Below are 18224 nucleotides of genomic sequence, written 5' to 3'. Positions count from 1 at the left end.
CCTAACTTCTAGCGTTTGGTAAATCTTTTTTGTTTACCTACACCTACCTAATTTATAGGTGTTTTGGCATGGAAAAGCAACTTCTTTTTTTCAAAAAACACACATTTTTACCGAATATTAATGTAGTGTATGAAGATATAAGTATATGTATTTAACTCATTAAACATACGACCTGTTTTTCTTCCCAACTTCTGTTCAAATGTCGATGTTCGTGCCATGTTAGTACACCTGGGTAAAACACTAAAATGTACCTTTCTAACTCATGTATTGAATCCTTTTGCTCTGAATCTAAATCGCTTTCAAAATGAACATTGTGTTCTGCTAAACCAAATCTTATAACTTTCTGGTTGGTAAAATCTTCTACCTTGTAGTGGTGAGTAACGCTAAACCTTTCTAAAACTGGTTTATATTTTAAATTCCACAGTTGTTCAGATAGTTTGCTACTTCCCAATAAAAATTTATCCCCTTCCTCTTCTATACTAGTAACCGGAAAACATGCGTTTATTTCCCCTAAGTTCCAGCTATCTGATAATACTATTTGTGCCTTAGCAAACTTAATTGCCGGTAATAAGCTCTGTGGTAGCGGATATAGCGCTTTGAAGTTATACCACACATGATTCCTTTCATAAATACCGTTATAGTTCTTAGTATGAGGCTCGGTTTCTCCAAGTATTGCTACATCTAGGCGATATATATCATTGCTCAAAGCTTGTTCATAATGATTGCGTAGATAGTTCTCTATAATCCTAACAACTGGACCACTAGACCTGAAAAAATTTACTCTCCCAAATGATAACACTGGTCCATCTTTTTCGATCTTTGTACCAGAGTAGTCTGATAATAAGCTGCCAAAAAAGCTTTCATCTAAAATAAATCTTCCAATATTATAGTGGTCATTGAAAAGCCTCATTAGCCTCGATCTTGCTGGCAATGATAGTTTTGCTAGTTCTACTACTGCATCCACGAAGAAGTCGTTCGGAACATCTCTTATCCCTACCTGCAACTCAAAAAAGTGTTTACCGGGTGGCTCTTCAATGATCGTAATATCTTCTATATTTGCCCACTTTAATGCTATTTTCAGTGAGGCAGGTGTGCCACGCAGTCTTTGAAATTTTATTCCTTCTCTTATCGCCTTTCCTTTGTCTTTTACCCAACGCAGAATTTCCCCCAATCCATATTCTTCTATTATCCACGGTAGTATTTCATCTTTAGAATTAAACTTAAATCCTTTTATCCTGCTTGGATCAACTTTGTAATCGATAGCCTCTACTATGGCTCTTTCTTCTTTTGTGCTATTAGGTGGAAGTAACATTAGCTTTTGCCCATTAATTCGATTTCTAGCTTGCCTAAACAAACGCACTCATTCCCCAGTACCACAACATCTTTTCTTGGCTCTATTAATTCCACGTTTTCTACCCCTTTTACAAATAGATTTGCTATGATCCATGATTTTGTCACCTTCCATCCCAATCTTTTCGTTGCTTCAAATTTTTCGATAAATTTCTTCTTCACCGTTTCAATAATATCCGGTCTTTTAATGCTAATTTTGCTGTGGATATCTATTTCAATAATATTGCAACCAACTACTGTTATCGTATCTGTCAATACCCTTATATCATCCCTGGTGACTCGCTTTCTTACAATATCAAGTAGTTCTTCAGATGCTATGCCATTTGTGGATAACTCCGTGGATAAAATCGAGATCTCTACACTCCCTGGCACTTTTGATTCAACCAGCGCATCCTTTACTCTTCTATCTGCTGAGAGTGCATGATATCGATAATGTTCTTGACTTCCTCCAGTTGACCAGCCTTTTATTTTTGCCTTGATTCTTTTTCTAAATCGTTCATCTTCTTCTCCATCTTGCCTCTCTGCTCCATAAAACTCAGCTAAATTATCAAGTTCTTCCCCCCTTGCAAACTTCAGTAAGTTGCTCCTTGCCGCTTCGTTTATTCTTTCTCTCAGCAAAAGTTCTCGCCATGCTGCTACCTCTAAAATCTTTATTGCTGGGTCACTTTCTACTAATGCCGTAAAACTTTCATCACGACTTACTAATTCTTCTTTCATCCGGGAAAAAATCTCTTCAAAGTTCAGTGGTTCGATAATATTTGGCTGCTCCATCTCTATACCATAATCCCATCAAAATGAATATTTTTCCCATTTGGTAGATAAATACCATCTAATGAAATATTGACCTTTCCTTCTTTCACTTCTGTAATTTTTACTTTTTCTAACTTAAATCTTTGCTCCAACTTTTGTAGAGCTTCTGCTACTGCTGCATAGATTTCCAAAGTTAAATCCCTATTAATTGGCTTATCTACTAATTCAAGTAGTCTTGACCCATAATCCCTTCGCATAACACGTGATCCTATCGGCGTGGTCAGTATGTCAACTATCGATTGCTTTAGATGGTTTAATCCTTCCAATTCCTTTCCCGTGCTAGCATTCATGCCTCTCATTCTGCAAATACATTTTTGCTATCACCCATCACATGAAAACCACACGATACCAAGTCACCTGTTCTTGTTATGCCAATATCATTAACAAATACGCTATTTGATCCCGGAGTTAGTTTCTCCCCTAGAGTTAAGATATCTCCTTTTCGACACACAGATCTACCGTTTACAAAAACATCGCTGCTTCCACTCATACAAACATGTGCTGGTATTCCACTGCAATAATCCCCTATACAAACCACAGCTTTAGCCATACTTAATTAAGGTCGATTCTCTTTGCTTTGAGTTTTATGCCTCTCTTGGTAATCTTCATACTTGATTCTCCTACTTTCAACGTTATTTTATCCACTACATCTATCTTAAGATGGTGCTTTTCTTGCTCATATGATAACTTTGTCCCATCTTGAAATTTTACACTATTTATTTCCTTTTTATTCTCCGGAGGGGGATATTTCTCCTGATATATTGCTGGTAATACTACCCCTAATGACAACTCTCCATATGGCGATAATACTATTACTTGCTCATCAATATTCGGCGCAAACCAACTTCTATCTTCTCCTGCTCTTGCCGTTACCCACGGAAGCCAATCCGTTAAAAATTCCCCTATTTTTACCCGCACTCTTGCTTTTTCATAATCTACTTCTTTAACTAGACCTATACGAATAATGTTCGCTAACTTCCTATTCAGCTCTGAAATTGCAAAATTATGCTCTAACATTTTCGCCAACACTTATTGTATGTGGTATGATACCAGTTTCTAACCACATTGATTGACCTGTATGTAGCTCGTGAACCCATTCGACCAACCACACCAAATATGCATCCAACTCTGGTTTAAAATCATCCCCTCCTGCTGATATAAATTCACCTGCTGAAACATTTTCCACGTCCCAAGTATTCTTATTCACTACCCTTGCAATTTCCGCTGCCAGTGACCTTACCACTACCTGAGAATCCTCAACTGTTCCATCAACTACCACTCTTACCTCAAATCTTGCCCTCAACGCTAATTCCTCAGTCCCCGGATCTTTCCCTGGTATCTAAACTTGCAAGCTCTACAAATGCTGCTGGCGCTATTATTTCCCTACGTATTGCTGGATACACTTCGCACGTTTGTATTGCTGGGATTTCTTCTTTTAGCGTTTTACAAATCTTCTGATGTAGATCTCTCCAAAACATACGCTCTTAAATAAAATTAAGTTCATGGTCAAAATACTTCTCAAATACTCTCTCTACTTCATTAGAGACTAACTCTTTCATTGTTTCCCGAGCATGGGTATTTATTTTAATTTCATCTATTGGCAAAGACGTGGTATACCTTCGTCTGAAGATTCCTATATGACCATTTTTCATTGTTGCTATAAATGCTCCTTCATACGTACGGCTTCCTACTTTTGCTCCTATCTTTGTCTGTTTTATACTCCCAAGTTTTGCTACTCCTATCCACTGCGAACTGAGCTTTACTACTGACCATAAGCGCTTTCTATTTGCTTTATCCACACTTAACTTTTTTCTCATTGCTTTTTTTGGTATTTGTTTTTCTTCGCTAACTTGTTTGACAGTTTGTGACCTTACCCATAGTGCTGTTTTGTTTAGTGCCCTCACCGTTGCTTTTTCCACTTTTTTCCTTTCAGCATCTATACTTTGTATAATACTACCGGTGACTTCGATGTTAATACGCATCTACACCCCTGACGCTTGAATTTTCCATAGCATTCCCGAATTGTCCCTAAGTGGTGGTGCATATACTTTGTACTTACGCTTATCAATAATAAAGATATCTCCTTGTATCTTGTCAAAAGCATCTGATGTTTTAAGCTTAAGCATTAGGTGGAGAAGGGAAGAACTTTGAATATCTCCTTAGATATAAAATCTGTGTGGTAGACAAGAGTTCCCTTCTCAAAAGTATAGGCTGAACGGTATCGTAGAAAGACCTAAATGGTTATAATTCTGTATCCACAAGGTTAGCCTTACTTTTCATTTTAATAGTAACGTATGGAGTTATATATGATCAACAACTTTTTGGGTATAGACATATCAAAAGATCGCTTTGATGTTTCTCTTTCATTCATAAGCAACAAAGGAAAACGTGAAACCAGGAAAAGGAGTTTCAAGAATAATGATCATGGGTTTCAAGGTTTACTGAGCTTTCTACAAAAGCATAATGTAGAACAAGTAAAAGCCTGCATGGAAGCTACTGGTTGTTATAGTGAAGCCTTAGCTGAATTTCTACACAATACTGGACATTTTGTGAGTGTTGTTAATCCAGCTTGTATAAGATTTTATGCAAAAAGTAAGCTTATACGACAAAAGAATGATCAGACTGATGCAGAGATAATTGCCGATTATTGCCAAAGACAGGAACCTATTCGTTGGGCACCACCTTCTCCTGAGTTAAAGAAATTAAAGCATCTTTATCGTTGCTCGGCTGCGTTAAAAGATGAATTGACATTAGTAAATAACCACTTAGAAAAAAAAGAGAGACTGCCTAAAGAAGTTGCAAATGCTTGGGAAGACCTTGCAATGAACATAAAACAAAAAATAGAAAGAATAAAAAACTCCTTACGTGAACTATTAAATAAACACAAAGAATTGTTGGAAAATTTTCAACTTCTATTGACCATTCCAGGAATAGGAGAAGAATCAGCAGTAGCTATTTTGGCTGAAGTTCCTAACATAAAAGCTTTCAAGGATGCCAGGCAATTGGCAGCATATGCTGGAGCTATACCACGAAATATAACGTCAGGTACGTCTGTACATGCCAAGCCCAGATTAAGTAAATCCGGTTCACGAACATTATGTAAGGCAATGTACTTTCCTGCCATAGTAGCTAAGAATCATAATCCTACTATTATGACTTTTTGCAAAAGGTTAAAAGAGAAAGGCAAGCATAACATGGCCATTGTGGGAGCTGCAATGCGTAAGTTACTCCATATTGTTTTTGGTGTTTTAAGGTCAAAGAAGGCTTTTGATCCAGATCATATCAAAAACTACAGAGCTAGGAGTTTGGCTGAAAGTTTAGTGCTTTAAAATCAAAAAACGCTCCAATTATGTAAAATAGTATCTTACACAAATTTTGTAACTGGTTAGTGAATATGTTGATAAGTAAATTAATTTTATACGTACAAAAAAGCGGAAATTTACTTATCAACATATTCACTAACTATAATCTGTGTACCGTTACACAAAATGTGAATTGGAAGTATTTTTTAATTTTATGATACAGCTTGAACAATTTTTGTAATTTTTTTGTTGACTTGCAAGACGGTATCTACTACTGGCTGCAATACATCGAATATACTCACCTCCAAAATCAATATCTCCCCTACAAATTGTCCTTCACCAATCTCGTATAATTTATCTGGCTGTTGTTTTAATATTTGCACCATATATGACTTATCCTTTGATTCATACAACGCTTGCTGCCCTAGATGTGCAAAACAATCTGCAAATAATCTTTTAATATCTCTAAACATAATTTTTTAGTTGCTTTTTATTCTTTAGTTGATATAATGCTTCCTGTTCGGGGTATTAAAAACAATCTGCACTTAGCTTTACCTCACCTGTTATGCAGCAAGTTTTACAAGTATACCTGGTCGATGGCACATTGGTAGAGGGTTTGATTGGGTATGAAGGTCAGTCCCTCTATCAAATCTTCTTGGCTCTTGTTTTGCATAGAGCGGTTGTCCTAGTGTATTTACCGTTTCATTAAAGTCCGCTGGCGCAAAGTAAGTAGTAAATGTGCTTGCTGTACCAAGTGGAAAACAGTGACCTGTATCTTTCTCAATAAATCTTCTCACGGTTCCTTCAGGATCAGTTGCTTGTCCTCTGTATTCCTCAAATGTTATTCCACAAAACGTAAATCCTGATCTCATATCATTCCGAAGCGCTGCTCCTTCTTGCCATCTTTCATATGCTTCTTTTACTTTACTATGCGAAGTTAATGCATCAAAAAATTCAGGGCTTACCAAAGCATGTACTCCTGTCATATATTCACCACTTAGATTATCTTCTATATGCCGGAGTACTTCCATACACTTACGCTTTACATCTGTTGTTGCTATTCCCAGTGCAAAATTTACTACTTTTGGCGTAATTTCAAATTCGTTGTAAAGATTTAACAATTCACTGCCATCAGCGTCCAGAATAATCCCTTTCAACGCCCCCATTCGCAAATGTTCTAACGTTATCGCGTGCTTGTTCCTCATCAATTCCAGATGATCTGTTACCACGTTAGCCAACGCTTTCAGTTCATTCTCTGACCCAAATGCCCTTATCCCTTGCACTTCCTCAGGTAACACTACGTCATCATGGGGAATATGTGGTATCGTAAACGTTCTTATTTTTCGTTTTCCACGTTTTCCCACTGTTGCTGGTGCTCCGGGAACTTGCGTTGGTAATAGGCTCAAAACACCGTTTTGCTCTTCTATCGTAATATGTCGGAATCTTACCGATCTACTTGGAAATAAATTTAAGCTTTCTGTTCGACCATAATTTATCGGCAATATGTTTATTGCTTTAGTTAATTCCGTCATACTAAATGCTGAATTTGTAAATGGATTTTGCATGTTTTTTCCCCTTTAATGCTGTAGATGTTTGTTGGCTTTTAAGCCCTTTGCGAATGATTAAGATGTTTGCTGGGCTTCTAAACCCCTTTGCGGATAATGATGCCTCGTGCTTCAAGTTGCTTTATTGCTGCAGCTTTCTGCTCTTCTGTTATATTTGCTGGCCACACAACTGCATGATCTGCTAGCATTGCTATACGTGTAATGATTACTGCTTTGGTATTTTCTTTCACGTTTACATCACTTGCTATCACTCCTATAGCTGTTTGCGTACCATCTGTTGCAGTTGGATTGATAATCTTAATTACATTATCTTCAATATTACAGCCAACTACAGTACCCAAGCTTAGGTTTTGCCCCTTTGCTACTGTTATTTGGTCTCTTGAGTATAGATTTGATGCCTCATACTTTAATAGGTCACCAAGGTTATTTTGTTCGGTTATACAACTCATAAATGTTTCTCCTATGATTGTTGTCAATAAGAAATTTCATATTTTGTAAAATCTTTGAAAATCCAGTTGTTTTTAAGAGTATAGAAAATAGTTGTGAGAAACTTCCTAGCAGTAGCAATAATAGCCTTAGCAGAACCACGCTTTTTTTCACACGCTCGTAAAAACTTTTCAGATAAGGACTATAACGTATAGCAATCCAAGTACACTGTACTAAAGAAGTACGCCCAATTTTTGATCCACGTTTAGTAATTCTTCCAATTGTGCATTGTTGATTGGATTGAGAAACTCGCGGTACAACTCCAAAATAAGCTGTAAGTTTTTCAGGATTACTAAAATCATTAATATCACCAATTGTTGCAACAAAAACTGCTGCAGAAATCGCACCAATACCTTTAATGCTGATGAGATTATTAAATCCAGGAAGCTGCTGAGCAAAAGCTATAATTTCCTTTTCAAGTTTTTTGAGACTTTCTCGAATGACTTCCAGATTACTGCTAATCACTTCAATCTCAACCTTTTCCAAGTGACTCCAATCATGTTTACCAAGAGAGCATTCAAATCCCGCTTTGATTGTCAGTACTTCCTTTTTAATCTTTATTCCGTGGTAATTGAAAAGTCCATGTATTTTATTGATTAAAGATACCCGTGATTTTACTAACTGATCTCTTGTTTTAAGAAGAGAAGCTAACTGTTGGCATTGTTTGCTCTTGCATTTTGCTTCAGGCAACATATCTTTGCTGAGAAAAAAAGCAATAGCTCTTGCATCATGTTTATCTGTTTTGTTCACAGAACGACGAATAACTTCAAATTGCAAGGGAGCAACCACAACAACGCGCTTAACGTAAGGTGACACTTCATCATAAAAGAAACAGCTATTTCCCGTTGCCTCTAAGGCTACTTCATCTGTTTCTTGAAGATTTTTGATAAAATTACCTAAATCCTGTAAGCGAAACGTTTTAATATACTCTGGTTTTTCCTGTTCTAAGTAGCAAGCAGTGAAACTATTAGTATGTAAATCAACACCTATGTAACGCATAAATCTTCTCCCTTATTGAATACTCCAACATATCAGAGTAGAATATTACCGGTTGGTCCATTCTCCTATACGCGGTCACTAAATTTTATAGGCCGCACGATGGTTTTCGGTGGCAGGGGCGATTAATCTCCTTCACGAGGTCTTTTTCCTATACTGCAAAAAGCAGAAAGGGCCTCACAAACATTTTCAATCTGCCACCTATCCACTCTGAGAAGGTATTATCTTCTCATGCTTCCAACCAAGCAATAACTATTCATACCATCTCCTTAATTGTTTTACCGCCGCTTTTGTTAGTGTTATATACGGCGGTTACAAGATTTGTTTACCGCGGTGTTTAAAGTTGCTATACGTCGCGGTGAAAACTTTATAATTGGCTATTCTGGCGGACTTGTTTACCGCGGCATTTGTAATTGCTGGTACCTAAATTTCTCAAATGCCAGATTGCGCTCGAGTTCTTGCTACCTGCATCATTAAATCTTCTGATGAACTTTGTGGTATTGTGCTCAGTATCTCTGTCTTCTTCGTTCTCTCCGCCAGTATCGACATTAATATCTCTTGGGCTTGTTTTGCGTTTACATCCTGCTCAATAAATTCTCCTATCTTCTCTGGCATCTTTGACAAATTACACAATCTTATTACCTCTAATACTTCCTTGCGGCACCTCTCATAACCTATTCGTTTTGATTCTTCCATTAACTCATCAGCATCGATGGTGTGGCCCTTATAGTTAAATTCAGCTTTACTCATATTGTTTCTCCTATCTATAAATTCAGAATATGTTATCACTTCATCAGCAAGTCCAATCTCTATTGCTTTCTCACCAAAATATAGCCCTGCTTCCGTTGATTTGATTTTTTCCGTGGAAAGATTCCTATTTCTTGCTACAAGCTCGACAAACATCTCATATAGGCGGTCTACTTCATCTTGTAAGCTTTCCACACTTTCTGATGTTATCGGCTCATGCGGATTTAAATCGTTTTTTCTCTTTCCTGCAAATACTGTGGTATATTTTATCCCCTGTTTTTCATCAAACCCACTTTGATCTATATGACTTGCTATTACTCCTATGCTTCCAACTCCTGAAGTCCTCGTTACCAATACTTTTTCAGCACTTGACGCTATTGCATACGCCGCAGAATACGCATCATCATTTGCTATTGCTACGATCTTTTTTAATCCCCTTGCTTCGTAAATAAAATCAGAAAGGTCGAATAAACCGTTTACTTCCCCTCCAGGGCTGTCTATGTCCAAAATTATTGTTTCTACTTCTTCATCTATTAAAGCTTTTTCTATCTCTTCACGTATCTTCTCATATGATGTCAGTCCCAACATGTCATCAAAAGCTCCTGGTTTCTTGGTCAAAATTCCATGTATTGGTATTATTGCTATTTTTTCTACGTTGTTTTCTGCAGTGTGTTTTATGTTTTTAAACGTAGGGTGTTTTCCAGCATGTAATGACAATAATTCAAAACTCCTTTGCTCTATCATCATCGGCTTATTCATCCAATTTATTTGTGTCGTCATATGTTTTTAAAATTTTTTATTTGTGTCTGGGGCAATAAAAACCCATTTGTCATAGAAATAGAATTTTATATCATTTCAGCATTAGAATTCACATCAGAATCAAAACTTAAGCCCAGTTCACTCGCACGTCTTTGATCCTCAGCAATTTCTTGGTCTATTTCTTCTACATCATAACCTAGTTCTGAAACCACTTCCGATCGACTCTTAAATCCATTTCTTACTGCCATTTGCTGTGCTTGCTGGTCTTTTAGTGGATCTACGTAAGCACACCCTTGCGGTATCCATTTTACCTCTTTTGCTGTTTCTTTTGCCCAATTTTCACCTATGTCCAGTTCTCCAGAGAGTAGTGCTAATTCTAGCCACCTATTCCATACTGGCCGGCAAAGCTGAAATACTACCACGTTATGCTGTAACATCGCGCACTTCCTACGAAACTCTATTAACCCAGCTCTTATTGATGAATAATTGACACCACTTAGATCTCCTGTTAGCTGCTCGTAAGTTATCCCTGTGCCTACTGCTATTGCCCTAAGCTGCTGTTTCATGAATGCTTCATAACTTCCCCCAACGTCTGATGGTTCCGAGAACTTAATATCTTCTCCGGGATCAAGTAATTGCATAGTCCCAGGTTCTAAGCCAGACAGCGCTACTCCATGTTCATTACTCTCTCCTTCTCCCATGATGTTTGCTTCAGGATCAAGTCTGGTAATAAATCCCGCAAACATTGCTGCAGTCTTTTTTCTGACTAATTCCGCATCATCGTATTGATCAAGTTCATAGAGCTTTAACAGTACACTGGACAACCATGGTACTCCTCGAATCTGCCCAGGTCTTAGTGGTCTATAGATATGTAAAACATCGTTTGCTGGCACTCTAACTGATTCTCCAAACGAGCCTTCACCCGGATGTTCTCGAAAAAGGTAATACGCTTCTCTTTGCCCAAGTCGGTTAAATTCAATCCCGTTTCTAATTACATTACCATTGGCAAGGGTTTGATTGCTCTTATTGTCTAAATGCTCTGACTCAAGTACTTGTAATTGCAACGGCACACAAAGACCATCTTCTCGTTTTCTTGTTCGAAGTCTTACAAAACATTCTCCTCCTTCTATCATGCTCCTACAAACCAAAGCTTGTAACCCATAAAATCACTTACTCCACTACTGTCTGCTTCATCTGTCCATCTCAGCCATAATTCTTGCACTTTTTTCCGAAATTCTCCATCCTTGGCTTTTGATTGCGGTTTTATTCCCGTTCCAACGCAATTACTCACTATCGTATCGATTATGTTTGCCGCATAGGAGTTCTTTCTTACCATGTCACGTGACCGACTACGCAGGTGTTCAAGGCTCTGGGAAAGTAAGCTATTTATACTTCCTACTTCTGGTTGAAAGTGCAATAATCTTCTTCCTGAGCCTGACGCATCCCAGGCTGAGCTCTTGATTTTTGGTTTGCGGAATAATTGTTTGAATGATTTGAGTAACATTTAGACTATTAATTGGGCAATAAATTGTTGCGCTATTTAAAATTACGTCAAGCTGCTGGAGAAAACAAGCTGTTGACATTTTCTATTTATGCAAGAGATTCCTGCACAAATGTCTTTTCTTAATGTTTTAGTAGATCTAATATTGCCTGCTTGTAAATGTTGTCCCTGTGTCCTATTGAAACAATAGTTACTTTACGTTCTGCAGTATTTACACGATAGACGACACGATAATCATCAACTCTTATTCTTCTGTGTCCTTTTAATCTATTACGTAGCAATACACCATTACCAATGGGATCAGTTGCAAGATACTCTCTTATTGCATCTTTAATTTTTGGCTTTATAGCTTCTGGTAAGGAGGGCAAATTCCTTTTAAGAACATGCTTAAGGTATTTTATAGTGTACCGCTTATTTCCAGATGTCTTCACTATCCTCTACTTCTTCTGAATCGTCAGCATCAAGCTCCCTAACAATTTTGGAAAACGCAATGTCTTCTGCTTCAAGCTCAATTGCTTCTTTGATTAGCTTTTCTGTTAATTTTTGAACAGACTGCTTAGTTGCTTTAGCTAGTTCAATAAGATGCTGTGAAGTTTTTGGATTGAAGGTTACATTAACTCTTGAGTTTACCATATGTTTAACCAAACCTAGATGTTACACTAATTATACAGTATCTCTTTTAATTTTTCAATAAGTATTTCTTTATACAATCCCTTTGTTCGTCGAAATCACAACTCTCCTCTTTACGTCCCGGATCTCCTTTAAATACTTAACAATTGGTTAACCAATTTCCTCAGCTTTTTTCCGTTAGGATAATTTTTTCCGCATTCAATTTAAACCATTAGATGTAGTCTCCCTGCCATAACATGCTCTATAGTAACGTCTGTTAAAAACGTACTCACTTGCTCATTAAAGCTTTCTCGATCATAAGGAATATCTTGTCTTCTACCCAATTCTTCTGATGTTCTTCCTCCAGCACTCCTAATAGCACCTTCTAATTCTCTAAATGCATTGTTATTTATTCTCGGCCTTTCATTTATTCTTGGATTATTACCTTGACTGTCAAACATAATTGCACAATCTAAAGCTGTAAACTGCCTGCCATCAAGGGTCATAATAGTATCATTAATGTGATCTTCTCCTAATTGATTGACAATCTCTAATGCCCTTGTATTACTACTCCCCAAAGAAATAGACCCCATTTCTTCAAGTAGTTCTCTTTGCAATCTTTCTACATTTCCTATCATGTTACCCCTATATTTATAAATTATCTAACGTACAGTATTACATTTTCACTTGTCAATTCCTTTATTCGTTGAAATAACAATCTTTCTCTTCACACCTGCAACTTTCAGCTCAGCTTTAATGCGTTGTCTTAAGCTCAAGAGGTCATTTATCTGCACTTCTCCGTACCTAACCACGTGATCGCCATATGCAATCGATACTACTCTTTCCCCGCTCTGTAGCTTCTTTATCGCTTCTTTTACTTGAGTTAAATATTCTTGGTTGTACATCAACTTTGCTCACTCAACCATTGACTTCTTCTCACTTTTTTTGACTTTTTAGCTTTTTCACCTACTAAACTCTCCCACTTACTCTCTGGCCAACGATCAATCCCCAGGGCAATAGACGCTGCTCTTGCGTAAACTCTGCAATCTAATACTTCATTTCGGTCTCTTATCTTTTGCCACTCTTGTTTGGTATATCCTTTTACTACTTTGGTAATTAGTTGCTCTGCGGTTAGCTGCTTAAAATATTCAGGTGGATATTCGGGAAAATGACAATATCCCGGCGCCCCTTCTGTTAAAACATTCAGCAACTGAAACAATTCTGACTTTAATATCGATACTCCAACTGGCCAGAGCTTTATTCCTCTTTTTAGCTTTTGTCCGCCAACTGTTACATCTACTCTACTTGGGCTGTTAAGCGGCACTAGGGCTTTGTTTGCCCCTTTCACTGCCATTACTCTTCCCGATCCTTGATGACTTCTTACCCAATTGTATACCTCCTGTGTTGCATACCCAGCATCTACCGCCATCATACTTATCATGTATTCAAGCCCATTTTCACCGATAAAATGATGATTCAAGAGCTCTGACAGTTTCCCCCATACTTCTCCACTTCCAGTATCACCTTCTAATACCTGATAGTCTATTGACCAACTCTCACGACCCATACCCCATGCTACTACTTCTGCTTCTAAGCGGTCTTTTTGTACATCAATCCCTGCCGTTAACACTATTTTTCCACCTTTTGGCACCATGCCTATCGGAAAATTTTCTCGACGCTCAAATAGTTGCTTCCAGTCTGGTACTTCTCCCTTATCTACCCAGGTTTCTCCGAGTGTTGTATTTATCCAAACTTTTAGTAATTGTTCATTTTCCTTTGCATGCAGATAATCTTCCACTGCTTGTTTCCAACTATACCAACCAACTGGGCTATACAAGCTCGATAAATGAAACCCTATTTTTGCCTCTTTTTTTCCCTCCTTCCTAGTTGCTCTCCATTCACCTCTAGCTAGCATCTCTGTTTTTTGATGGTTTTCTATTTTGCCGCTGCATTCTATACACACATAATGGGCTGTTGAGGGATCTTTATCTTTCCACTTTATCTGTGACCATTTCAGCACCTGATAGTGATCACAATGTGGACAAGGTACAAAAAAGTATCGTTTGTCTGAACTCTCAAATTCCTTCTCTATTCTGCTTATTCCGTGAACCGTTGGTGTTAAAACTAAGAATATTTTTCTCCGCGTAAATGTATTAGTTCGGGCTATGCTGAGTAAAACTGGATCTCCTTCTCCTCCTGAATCTCCTGGATATGCATCTACTTCATCTAAAAAAAGATATCTTACCGGCATTGAACGTAAACCCACTGGACTGTTGGCACCTGTTACTACTACCGTTCCTCCGGGAAATTCCTTACTTTGTACAGTGTTGCCTGAATCTCTCGACCTTGGGTCTTTTATTTTACTCCTTAAACATGGCGTATCTTCAATGAGCGGCGCAAATCTTCCCTTTGACCAACGCTTGCCCATTTCTACTGTTGGCTGTACTACCAGCATAGGGCCTGGTGTTTGGTCGATTATATATCCTATCCAGTTATTCCCAGCTTCTGTTCCGCCTATCTGCGCTCCTTTCATGAATACCACTTTTTCGGCCGGTGAAGACGAAGATAGTGAATCCATTATTTCCTTAAGGTACGGCGTTCTCTCTGTTCTCCATTTCCCCGGCTCTGATGATGCTATCGTTGAAAGTTGACGATTTCTATCTGCCCACTCTGATACTTTGAGCAGTGGATCTGGCTTTAACCCTGTATAAAAGCTACTGCTATATATCATAATGCCATCTGCTGCAATTTTTATACTTTTACACAGCTAAGAGAAAAAGGTATTTTCCCTCTACAATAAGTATCTGCTGACGCTTTACTTAAAATCATTATTGCAACTAATATGTGAATTAGGCTCACCAAGGCGATAAGACGCTTTTTCAGTAATTTATATGTAGTCATTAAAATACACTTCGTGTCAGCTCTTCTAAAGCTGTTCTGATTTCCTCAGTCAGTGTCTCATGGATCTTCTCTGTGTCATTTATCGATGCTAGTAACGCTGAAACCCTATCTGGAATGTTAAGCAAATTATTACGGACAACTCTTGCAACATTAAATGCTTCAGTCTTTACTTCTTCTACTGAGATAAGTTCACCAATCTCAGCTTTTGCTTTTGCCTCGAGCAGTCTTCCCCGCTCCATCTCATTTTTTATCCGCGTTTTTAGCAACATCATGGAAAGTTTATTATTTCCCACTTCTTCACCTTCTGGATTTTTTCTCCTCAGTGGTTGACTTGGATCTCGTATTGCTGCCACCGCTTCATTTGCTTGTTCTCGGTCAATCAAACCATCCTCCAGCTCAACTATTCCTTTCTTTACTAAGTAACAGACGTATTGCTTTGAAACTCCTAGTTCTCTTGCCCATTCCGTCTGCGTGATTTTTCCTCCTTCCACTTTTTTCTCCCTTCTTTTACCGTTTTTCTTCTTGAATTTGGGCAAAGGTTTTGCCAGTATTGGAAAGTATCGCTTCTCTTCCCGTGTATACTTGCCAACGTTTTATGGTCACATCTACAAACGTAGGATCTAGCTCTATCGTTCTACAGATTCTTCCTGTCCTCTCACATGCAATCAACGTACTCCCAGACCCGCTAAATGGATCAAGAACTATGTCCCCTGGTCTACTGCTGTTTACTATCGCTCTCTCTATTAACTCCACTGGTTTCATCGTTGGGTGCAGTGAGTTGTACGTTGGCTTATCGTAAAACCAGAGATCACTTTGATTACGTCCTCCATGCCACTCACGCTTATTGCCATTTTTCCAACCGTAGAGTATTGTTTCGTATTGTCTTTGATAATCAGATCTTCCTAGCGTAAGATGATTCTTTGCCCAAATTATAAATGTCGACCAACGACCACCTGCTTCTTCAAATACCTTTTGCAGCGTTGCCAGCTCGGATGATGATGCACAGATGTAAATTGCACCTTTGGTGTACGCTAAAACGTGAGAACAAATGTCATACAGAAAAAGTTCGTATTTTTCACCTTGATCATCGTTTAGTATTTTTTTGTCTTCTCTTTCCTGACTGTCACCATATGCTACGTTATACGGAGGGTCACACACGGTAATATCTGCCATTTTATCGTCTAATACCGCTTTAAATGATTCAACCAGACAACTATCACCACAGTAGATTCGATGACCACCTAAAATCCATAGATCCCCTGGTTTTGTTATTTTTACCTTTTTGCTATCACCGGCTAAGTCGGAAAAATCTTCTTTTTCACTGTTTTCTCCATCTAAATCATCAAGAAAACGTTGAACCTTTTCCAGCTCAAATCCAGTCATTTTTAGGTCAAACTGCAAATCTTCTAACTCTTGAATTTCCAACTTCAAAAGATCATCGTCCCACTTTGCCCAGTTAGCTGATTGATTTGCTAGTAACCGAAAAGCTTTGGTTTGGGCTTCACTTAAGTTATCACTGAGGACTACTGGAATACTTTCCATACCCAGTTTTCTTGCTGCTTTGAGGCGTAAATGACCATCAACCACAGTGCCATCGCTTTTTGCAACTATTGGAATACGAAACCCAAATTCCCGAATAGAGGCGCACATTCTGTTTACTACATCGTCATTCTTGCGAGGGTTGCGATCATATTCGACAAGATTTTCAATAGGATAGTAGTGTGTTGCTAAGTTCATATTAGTGTATTAAATTGCTATGTTTAAATTCTTAACAAAAAGTTAATAATTAAAAAACGTCTGACGCTGGAGAAGGTCCGGGGTTTCGCTCCCAAATCAGCCTTGCTGGCTGGAAGGACCCACTTCCTATGTGCTATCTAGCATGTTAAAATCTTTACTAAAATTATTAACATAGAACATCAACGCCAAAGCATCCCCCTCATTGTCATCTTGAGGAATAAACCCTTTTCCCTTCACAGCTTCAATAACTTCACTTTTACTTGCATTACCCTTACCGGTGATAAAGCGTTTTATCGTCTTGACAGGTACACCTTGATAAGGTATATTGTTTTCCTCGCACCAAGCTGTTAAATGAGCTAGAAAGCCTCCTTAGCAATGAGCAGCATCAGTTCCAAGGTGTCTTCTTACTTCTTCAAAATACACTGCTTCAATATCTGAAAATCTTTCCCTCATCTCATTGAGCCACCTACGAAAATTTAAGAAGTGCATTCCACCTGGCTTTGTTGCATCACTAGCTATGATGGATTAAAGATAAAAAAGATAGCGAATATCAGTAGCTTATTATTCTGGTATTTATAACAAGAACGGTCAGTGAATACCTAAATTTGAGTAAAAGAAATTTCACTACCACTCACTAATCTGGCTAAAATTCAAGAATTTCAATGCTTTAGCTATTTTCAATAGAATTAAATTTATTAATATAAATAACAAATTACTATTCTTAAATTTGATCAGATTGATTGCAAAAAAACAAGATTTTCAATAGGTTGCTTATAATCCTAACTATAGTTAGCCTTTCATAAGTAGCGATGCAACAAAGCCATTCCACCTCCGCTGAAACGATTACCATGAAAACTTTCACTCCCACTTTGAGTTACTCCATCTGTAAGAATAGCCCAGCCGGTTTGTTTGCCGAGGTCGAGTGTGAGGATTGACATTTGCTATTATTTAAAACTATAAGTAGCGCTAAATATCGTCTGGTTCCTTCAAAATATGCTATGAATGGGTTTTTGTTGGCCAATGACAAGAATCTTATGCTACCTACCTTAGTTAGGATTTGGTATTATATATATTCACCGATTTTACAAAAANNNNTCACTTTTTTTTAATTTTTCTTTGCAAAGCGTAAAAAACGTGCTAAACTCACCTGTGAGTTTGCTATACAGTAATAGAATTGCTAAGAATGCCATTTATTCGAGTTCTAAGGGGTATTATATGCGTTCTTTGGTAATAGTAGTATTTGTACCCTAAAGTTGCATCTAGCCTTAAAACAAAGTTTTTACCTCATCTAAAAAAATACAAATTCTCAATTACGTAACTTACCAAAAGCCTAAATTTCTTTTGCTTCCTTCAATCTTTTCTACTCTGTTTATTTGCCGACTTTTGTGTTTGAAGCACATCTACACTCAATGCCCCTATACTCCGGATTTCTCACCACTTTTTCCGGGATTTTCTGAAAAA

At 37.8% G+C, this 18224-nt stretch carries 20 protein-coding genes and 4 pseudogenes; 1 reads left to right on the top strand and 23 read right to left on the bottom strand.

Annotated features, from left to right (window positions below; translation table 11 throughout):
• Positions 1–151 precede the first annotated feature (151 nt).
• From WG67_RS01245 to WG67_RS08070, 8 genes and pseudogenes are all read right to left on the bottom strand, one after another.
• On the bottom strand, positions 152–1312 hold the full coding sequence (locus WG67_RS01245) for a phage tail protein (protein WP_015588924.1): 1161 nt from the start codon (positions 1310–1312) through the stop codon (positions 152–154).
• Positions 1312–2121, bottom strand: a complete 810-nt coding sequence (locus tag WG67_RS01240) for a baseplate assembly protein (RefSeq protein ID WP_070356779.1) — start codon at positions 2119–2121, stop codon at positions 1312–1314. Before WG67_RS01240 ends, WG67_RS01245 begins: the two co-directional genes overlap by 1 nt.
• Before the next feature lie 2 nt (positions 2122–2123).
• A complete protein-coding gene (locus tag WG67_RS01235; RefSeq protein ID WP_015588922.1) occupies positions 2124–2459 on the bottom strand; it encodes a GPW/gp25 family protein in 336 nt (111 codons plus the stop codon).
• Positions 2456–2710, bottom strand: coding sequence for a PAAR domain-containing protein (locus WG67_RS01230; protein WP_070356778.1), 255 nt, complete (start codon positions 2708–2710; stop codon positions 2456–2458). The genes WG67_RS01235 and WG67_RS01230 overlap by 4 nt, the downstream gene beginning before the upstream one ends.
• A gap of 2 nt (positions 2711–2712) precedes the next feature.
• Positions 2713–3177 (bottom strand): phage baseplate assembly protein V, encoded by a 465-nt coding sequence (locus WG67_RS01225; protein ID WP_015588920.1) that lies wholly within the window; start codon positions 3175–3177, stop codon positions 2713–2715.
• Positions 3164–3638: pseudogene (locus WG67_RS01220) on the bottom strand (hypothetical protein). The gene WG67_RS01225 and the pseudogene WG67_RS01220 overlap by 14 nt, the downstream one beginning before the upstream one ends.
• A 6-nt stretch (positions 3639–3644) precedes the next feature.
• Positions 3645–4142 (bottom strand): phage tail protein, encoded by a 498-nt coding sequence (locus WG67_RS01215; RefSeq protein WP_010962479.1) that lies wholly within the window; start codon positions 4140–4142, stop codon positions 3645–3647.
• Entirely contained in the window at positions 4143–4286 is a 144-nt protein-coding gene (locus WG67_RS08070) for a head-tail joining protein (protein WP_156768651.1), read from the bottom strand. It lies immediately after the preceding gene.
• 180 nt (positions 4287–4466) lie between these two features.
• Between WG67_RS08070 and WG67_RS01210 the strand changes: the two genes are divergently transcribed.
• A complete protein-coding gene (locus WG67_RS01210; RefSeq protein ID WP_070357039.1) occupies positions 4467–5489 on the top strand; it encodes an IS110 family RNA-guided transposase in 1023 nt (340 codons plus the stop codon).
• A 185-nt stretch (positions 5490–5674) separates the two neighbouring features.
• Here the strand turns inward: WG67_RS01210 and WG67_RS01205 are convergent, their stop codons facing one another.
• From WG67_RS01205 to WG67_RS08065, 15 genes and pseudogenes are all read right to left on the bottom strand, one after another.
• The gene (locus WG67_RS01205; RefSeq protein ID WP_010082171.1) at positions 5675–5935 is read right to left on the bottom strand and encodes a head-tail joining protein; all 261 of its coding nucleotides are present in this window, start codon (positions 5933–5935) and stop codon (positions 5675–5677) included.
• A 90-nt stretch (positions 5936–6025) separates the two neighbouring features.
• Positions 6026–7027 carry a major capsid protein gene (locus tag WG67_RS01200; RefSeq protein ID WP_010962476.1) on the bottom strand — a complete coding sequence of 334 codons (1002 nt, stop codon included), beginning with the start codon at positions 7025–7027 and terminating at the stop codon, positions 6026–6028.
• 77 nt (positions 7028–7104) lie between these two features.
• Positions 7105–7476: a head decoration protein gene (locus WG67_RS01195; RefSeq protein WP_070356777.1), complete on the bottom strand. Its 372-nt coding sequence runs from the start codon at positions 7474–7476 to the stop codon at positions 7105–7107.
• A 23-nt stretch (positions 7477–7499) separates the two neighbouring features.
• Positions 7500–8512 (bottom strand): IS110-like element ISWpi14 family transposase gene (locus tag WG67_RS01190; protein WP_076611893.1). Its coding sequence is split into 2 segments (ribosomal slippage): positions 7500–7624 and positions 7624–8512, totalling 1014 coding nucleotides; the frame shifts between segments, so codons are not numbered across the junction.
• A gap of 429 nt (positions 8513–8941) precedes the next feature.
• On the bottom strand, positions 8942–10036 hold the full coding sequence (locus WG67_RS01185; protein WP_070356776.1) for a S49 family peptidase: 1095 nt from the start codon (positions 10034–10036) through the stop codon (positions 8942–8944).
• Between the two features lie 65 nt (positions 10037–10101).
• Positions 10102–11519, bottom strand: a pseudogene (locus WG67_RS01180) (phage portal protein).
• A gap of 119 nt (positions 11520–11638) precedes the next feature.
• On the bottom strand, positions 11639–11947 hold the full coding sequence (locus tag WG67_RS01175; RefSeq protein ID WP_010082196.1) for a type II toxin-antitoxin system RelE family toxin: 309 nt from the start codon (positions 11945–11947) through the stop codon (positions 11639–11641).
• Positions 11928–12149 (bottom strand): hypothetical protein, encoded by a 222-nt coding sequence (locus WG67_RS01170; protein WP_010082195.1) that lies wholly within the window; start codon positions 12147–12149, stop codon positions 11928–11930. Before WG67_RS01170 ends, WG67_RS01175 begins: the two co-directional genes overlap by 20 nt.
• A 200-nt stretch (positions 12150–12349) precedes the next feature.
• Complete coding sequence (locus WG67_RS01165) at positions 12350–12763, bottom strand: hypothetical protein (protein ID WP_010082194.1); 414 nt, start codon at positions 12761–12763, stop codon at positions 12350–12352.
• A gap of 45 nt (positions 12764–12808) precedes the next feature.
• A complete protein-coding gene (locus WG67_RS01160) occupies positions 12809–13030 on the bottom strand; it encodes a gpW family head-tail joining protein (protein WP_010082193.1) in 222 nt (73 codons plus the stop codon).
• Positions 13030–14856, bottom strand: a complete 1827-nt coding sequence (locus WG67_RS01155; protein WP_070356775.1) for a phage terminase large subunit family protein — start codon at positions 14854–14856, stop codon at positions 13030–13032. The genes WG67_RS01160 and WG67_RS01155 overlap by 1 nt, the downstream gene beginning before the upstream one ends.
• Positions 14857–15025: 169 nt before the next feature.
• On the bottom strand, positions 15026–15517 hold the full coding sequence (locus WG67_RS01150; protein ID WP_070357038.1) for a MarR family transcriptional regulator: 492 nt from the start codon (positions 15515–15517) through the stop codon (positions 15026–15028).
• 16 nt (positions 15518–15533) lie between these two features.
• Positions 15534–16763, bottom strand: a complete 1230-nt coding sequence (locus tag WG67_RS01145) for a DNA modification methylase (RefSeq protein ID WP_070356774.1) — start codon at positions 16761–16763, stop codon at positions 15534–15536.
• A 126-nt stretch (positions 16764–16889) separates the two neighbouring features.
• A pseudogene (locus WG67_RS01140) lies at positions 16890–17258 on the bottom strand (Holliday junction resolvase); the annotation flags it as partial.
• Positions 17259–17572: 314 nt separating this feature from the next.
• Positions 17573–17701 (bottom strand): annotated as a pseudogene (locus WG67_RS08065) (Holliday junction resolvase); the annotation flags it as partial.
• Positions 17702–18224: the final 523 nt, after the last annotated feature.

This window comes from Wolbachia endosymbiont of Drosophila incompta, from assembly GCF_001758565.1.
Taxonomy (GTDB): Bacteria; Pseudomonadota; Alphaproteobacteria; order Rickettsiales; family Anaplasmataceae; genus Wolbachia; species Wolbachia pipientis.
This window is presented reverse-complemented; position numbering and strand designations above follow the sequence as displayed.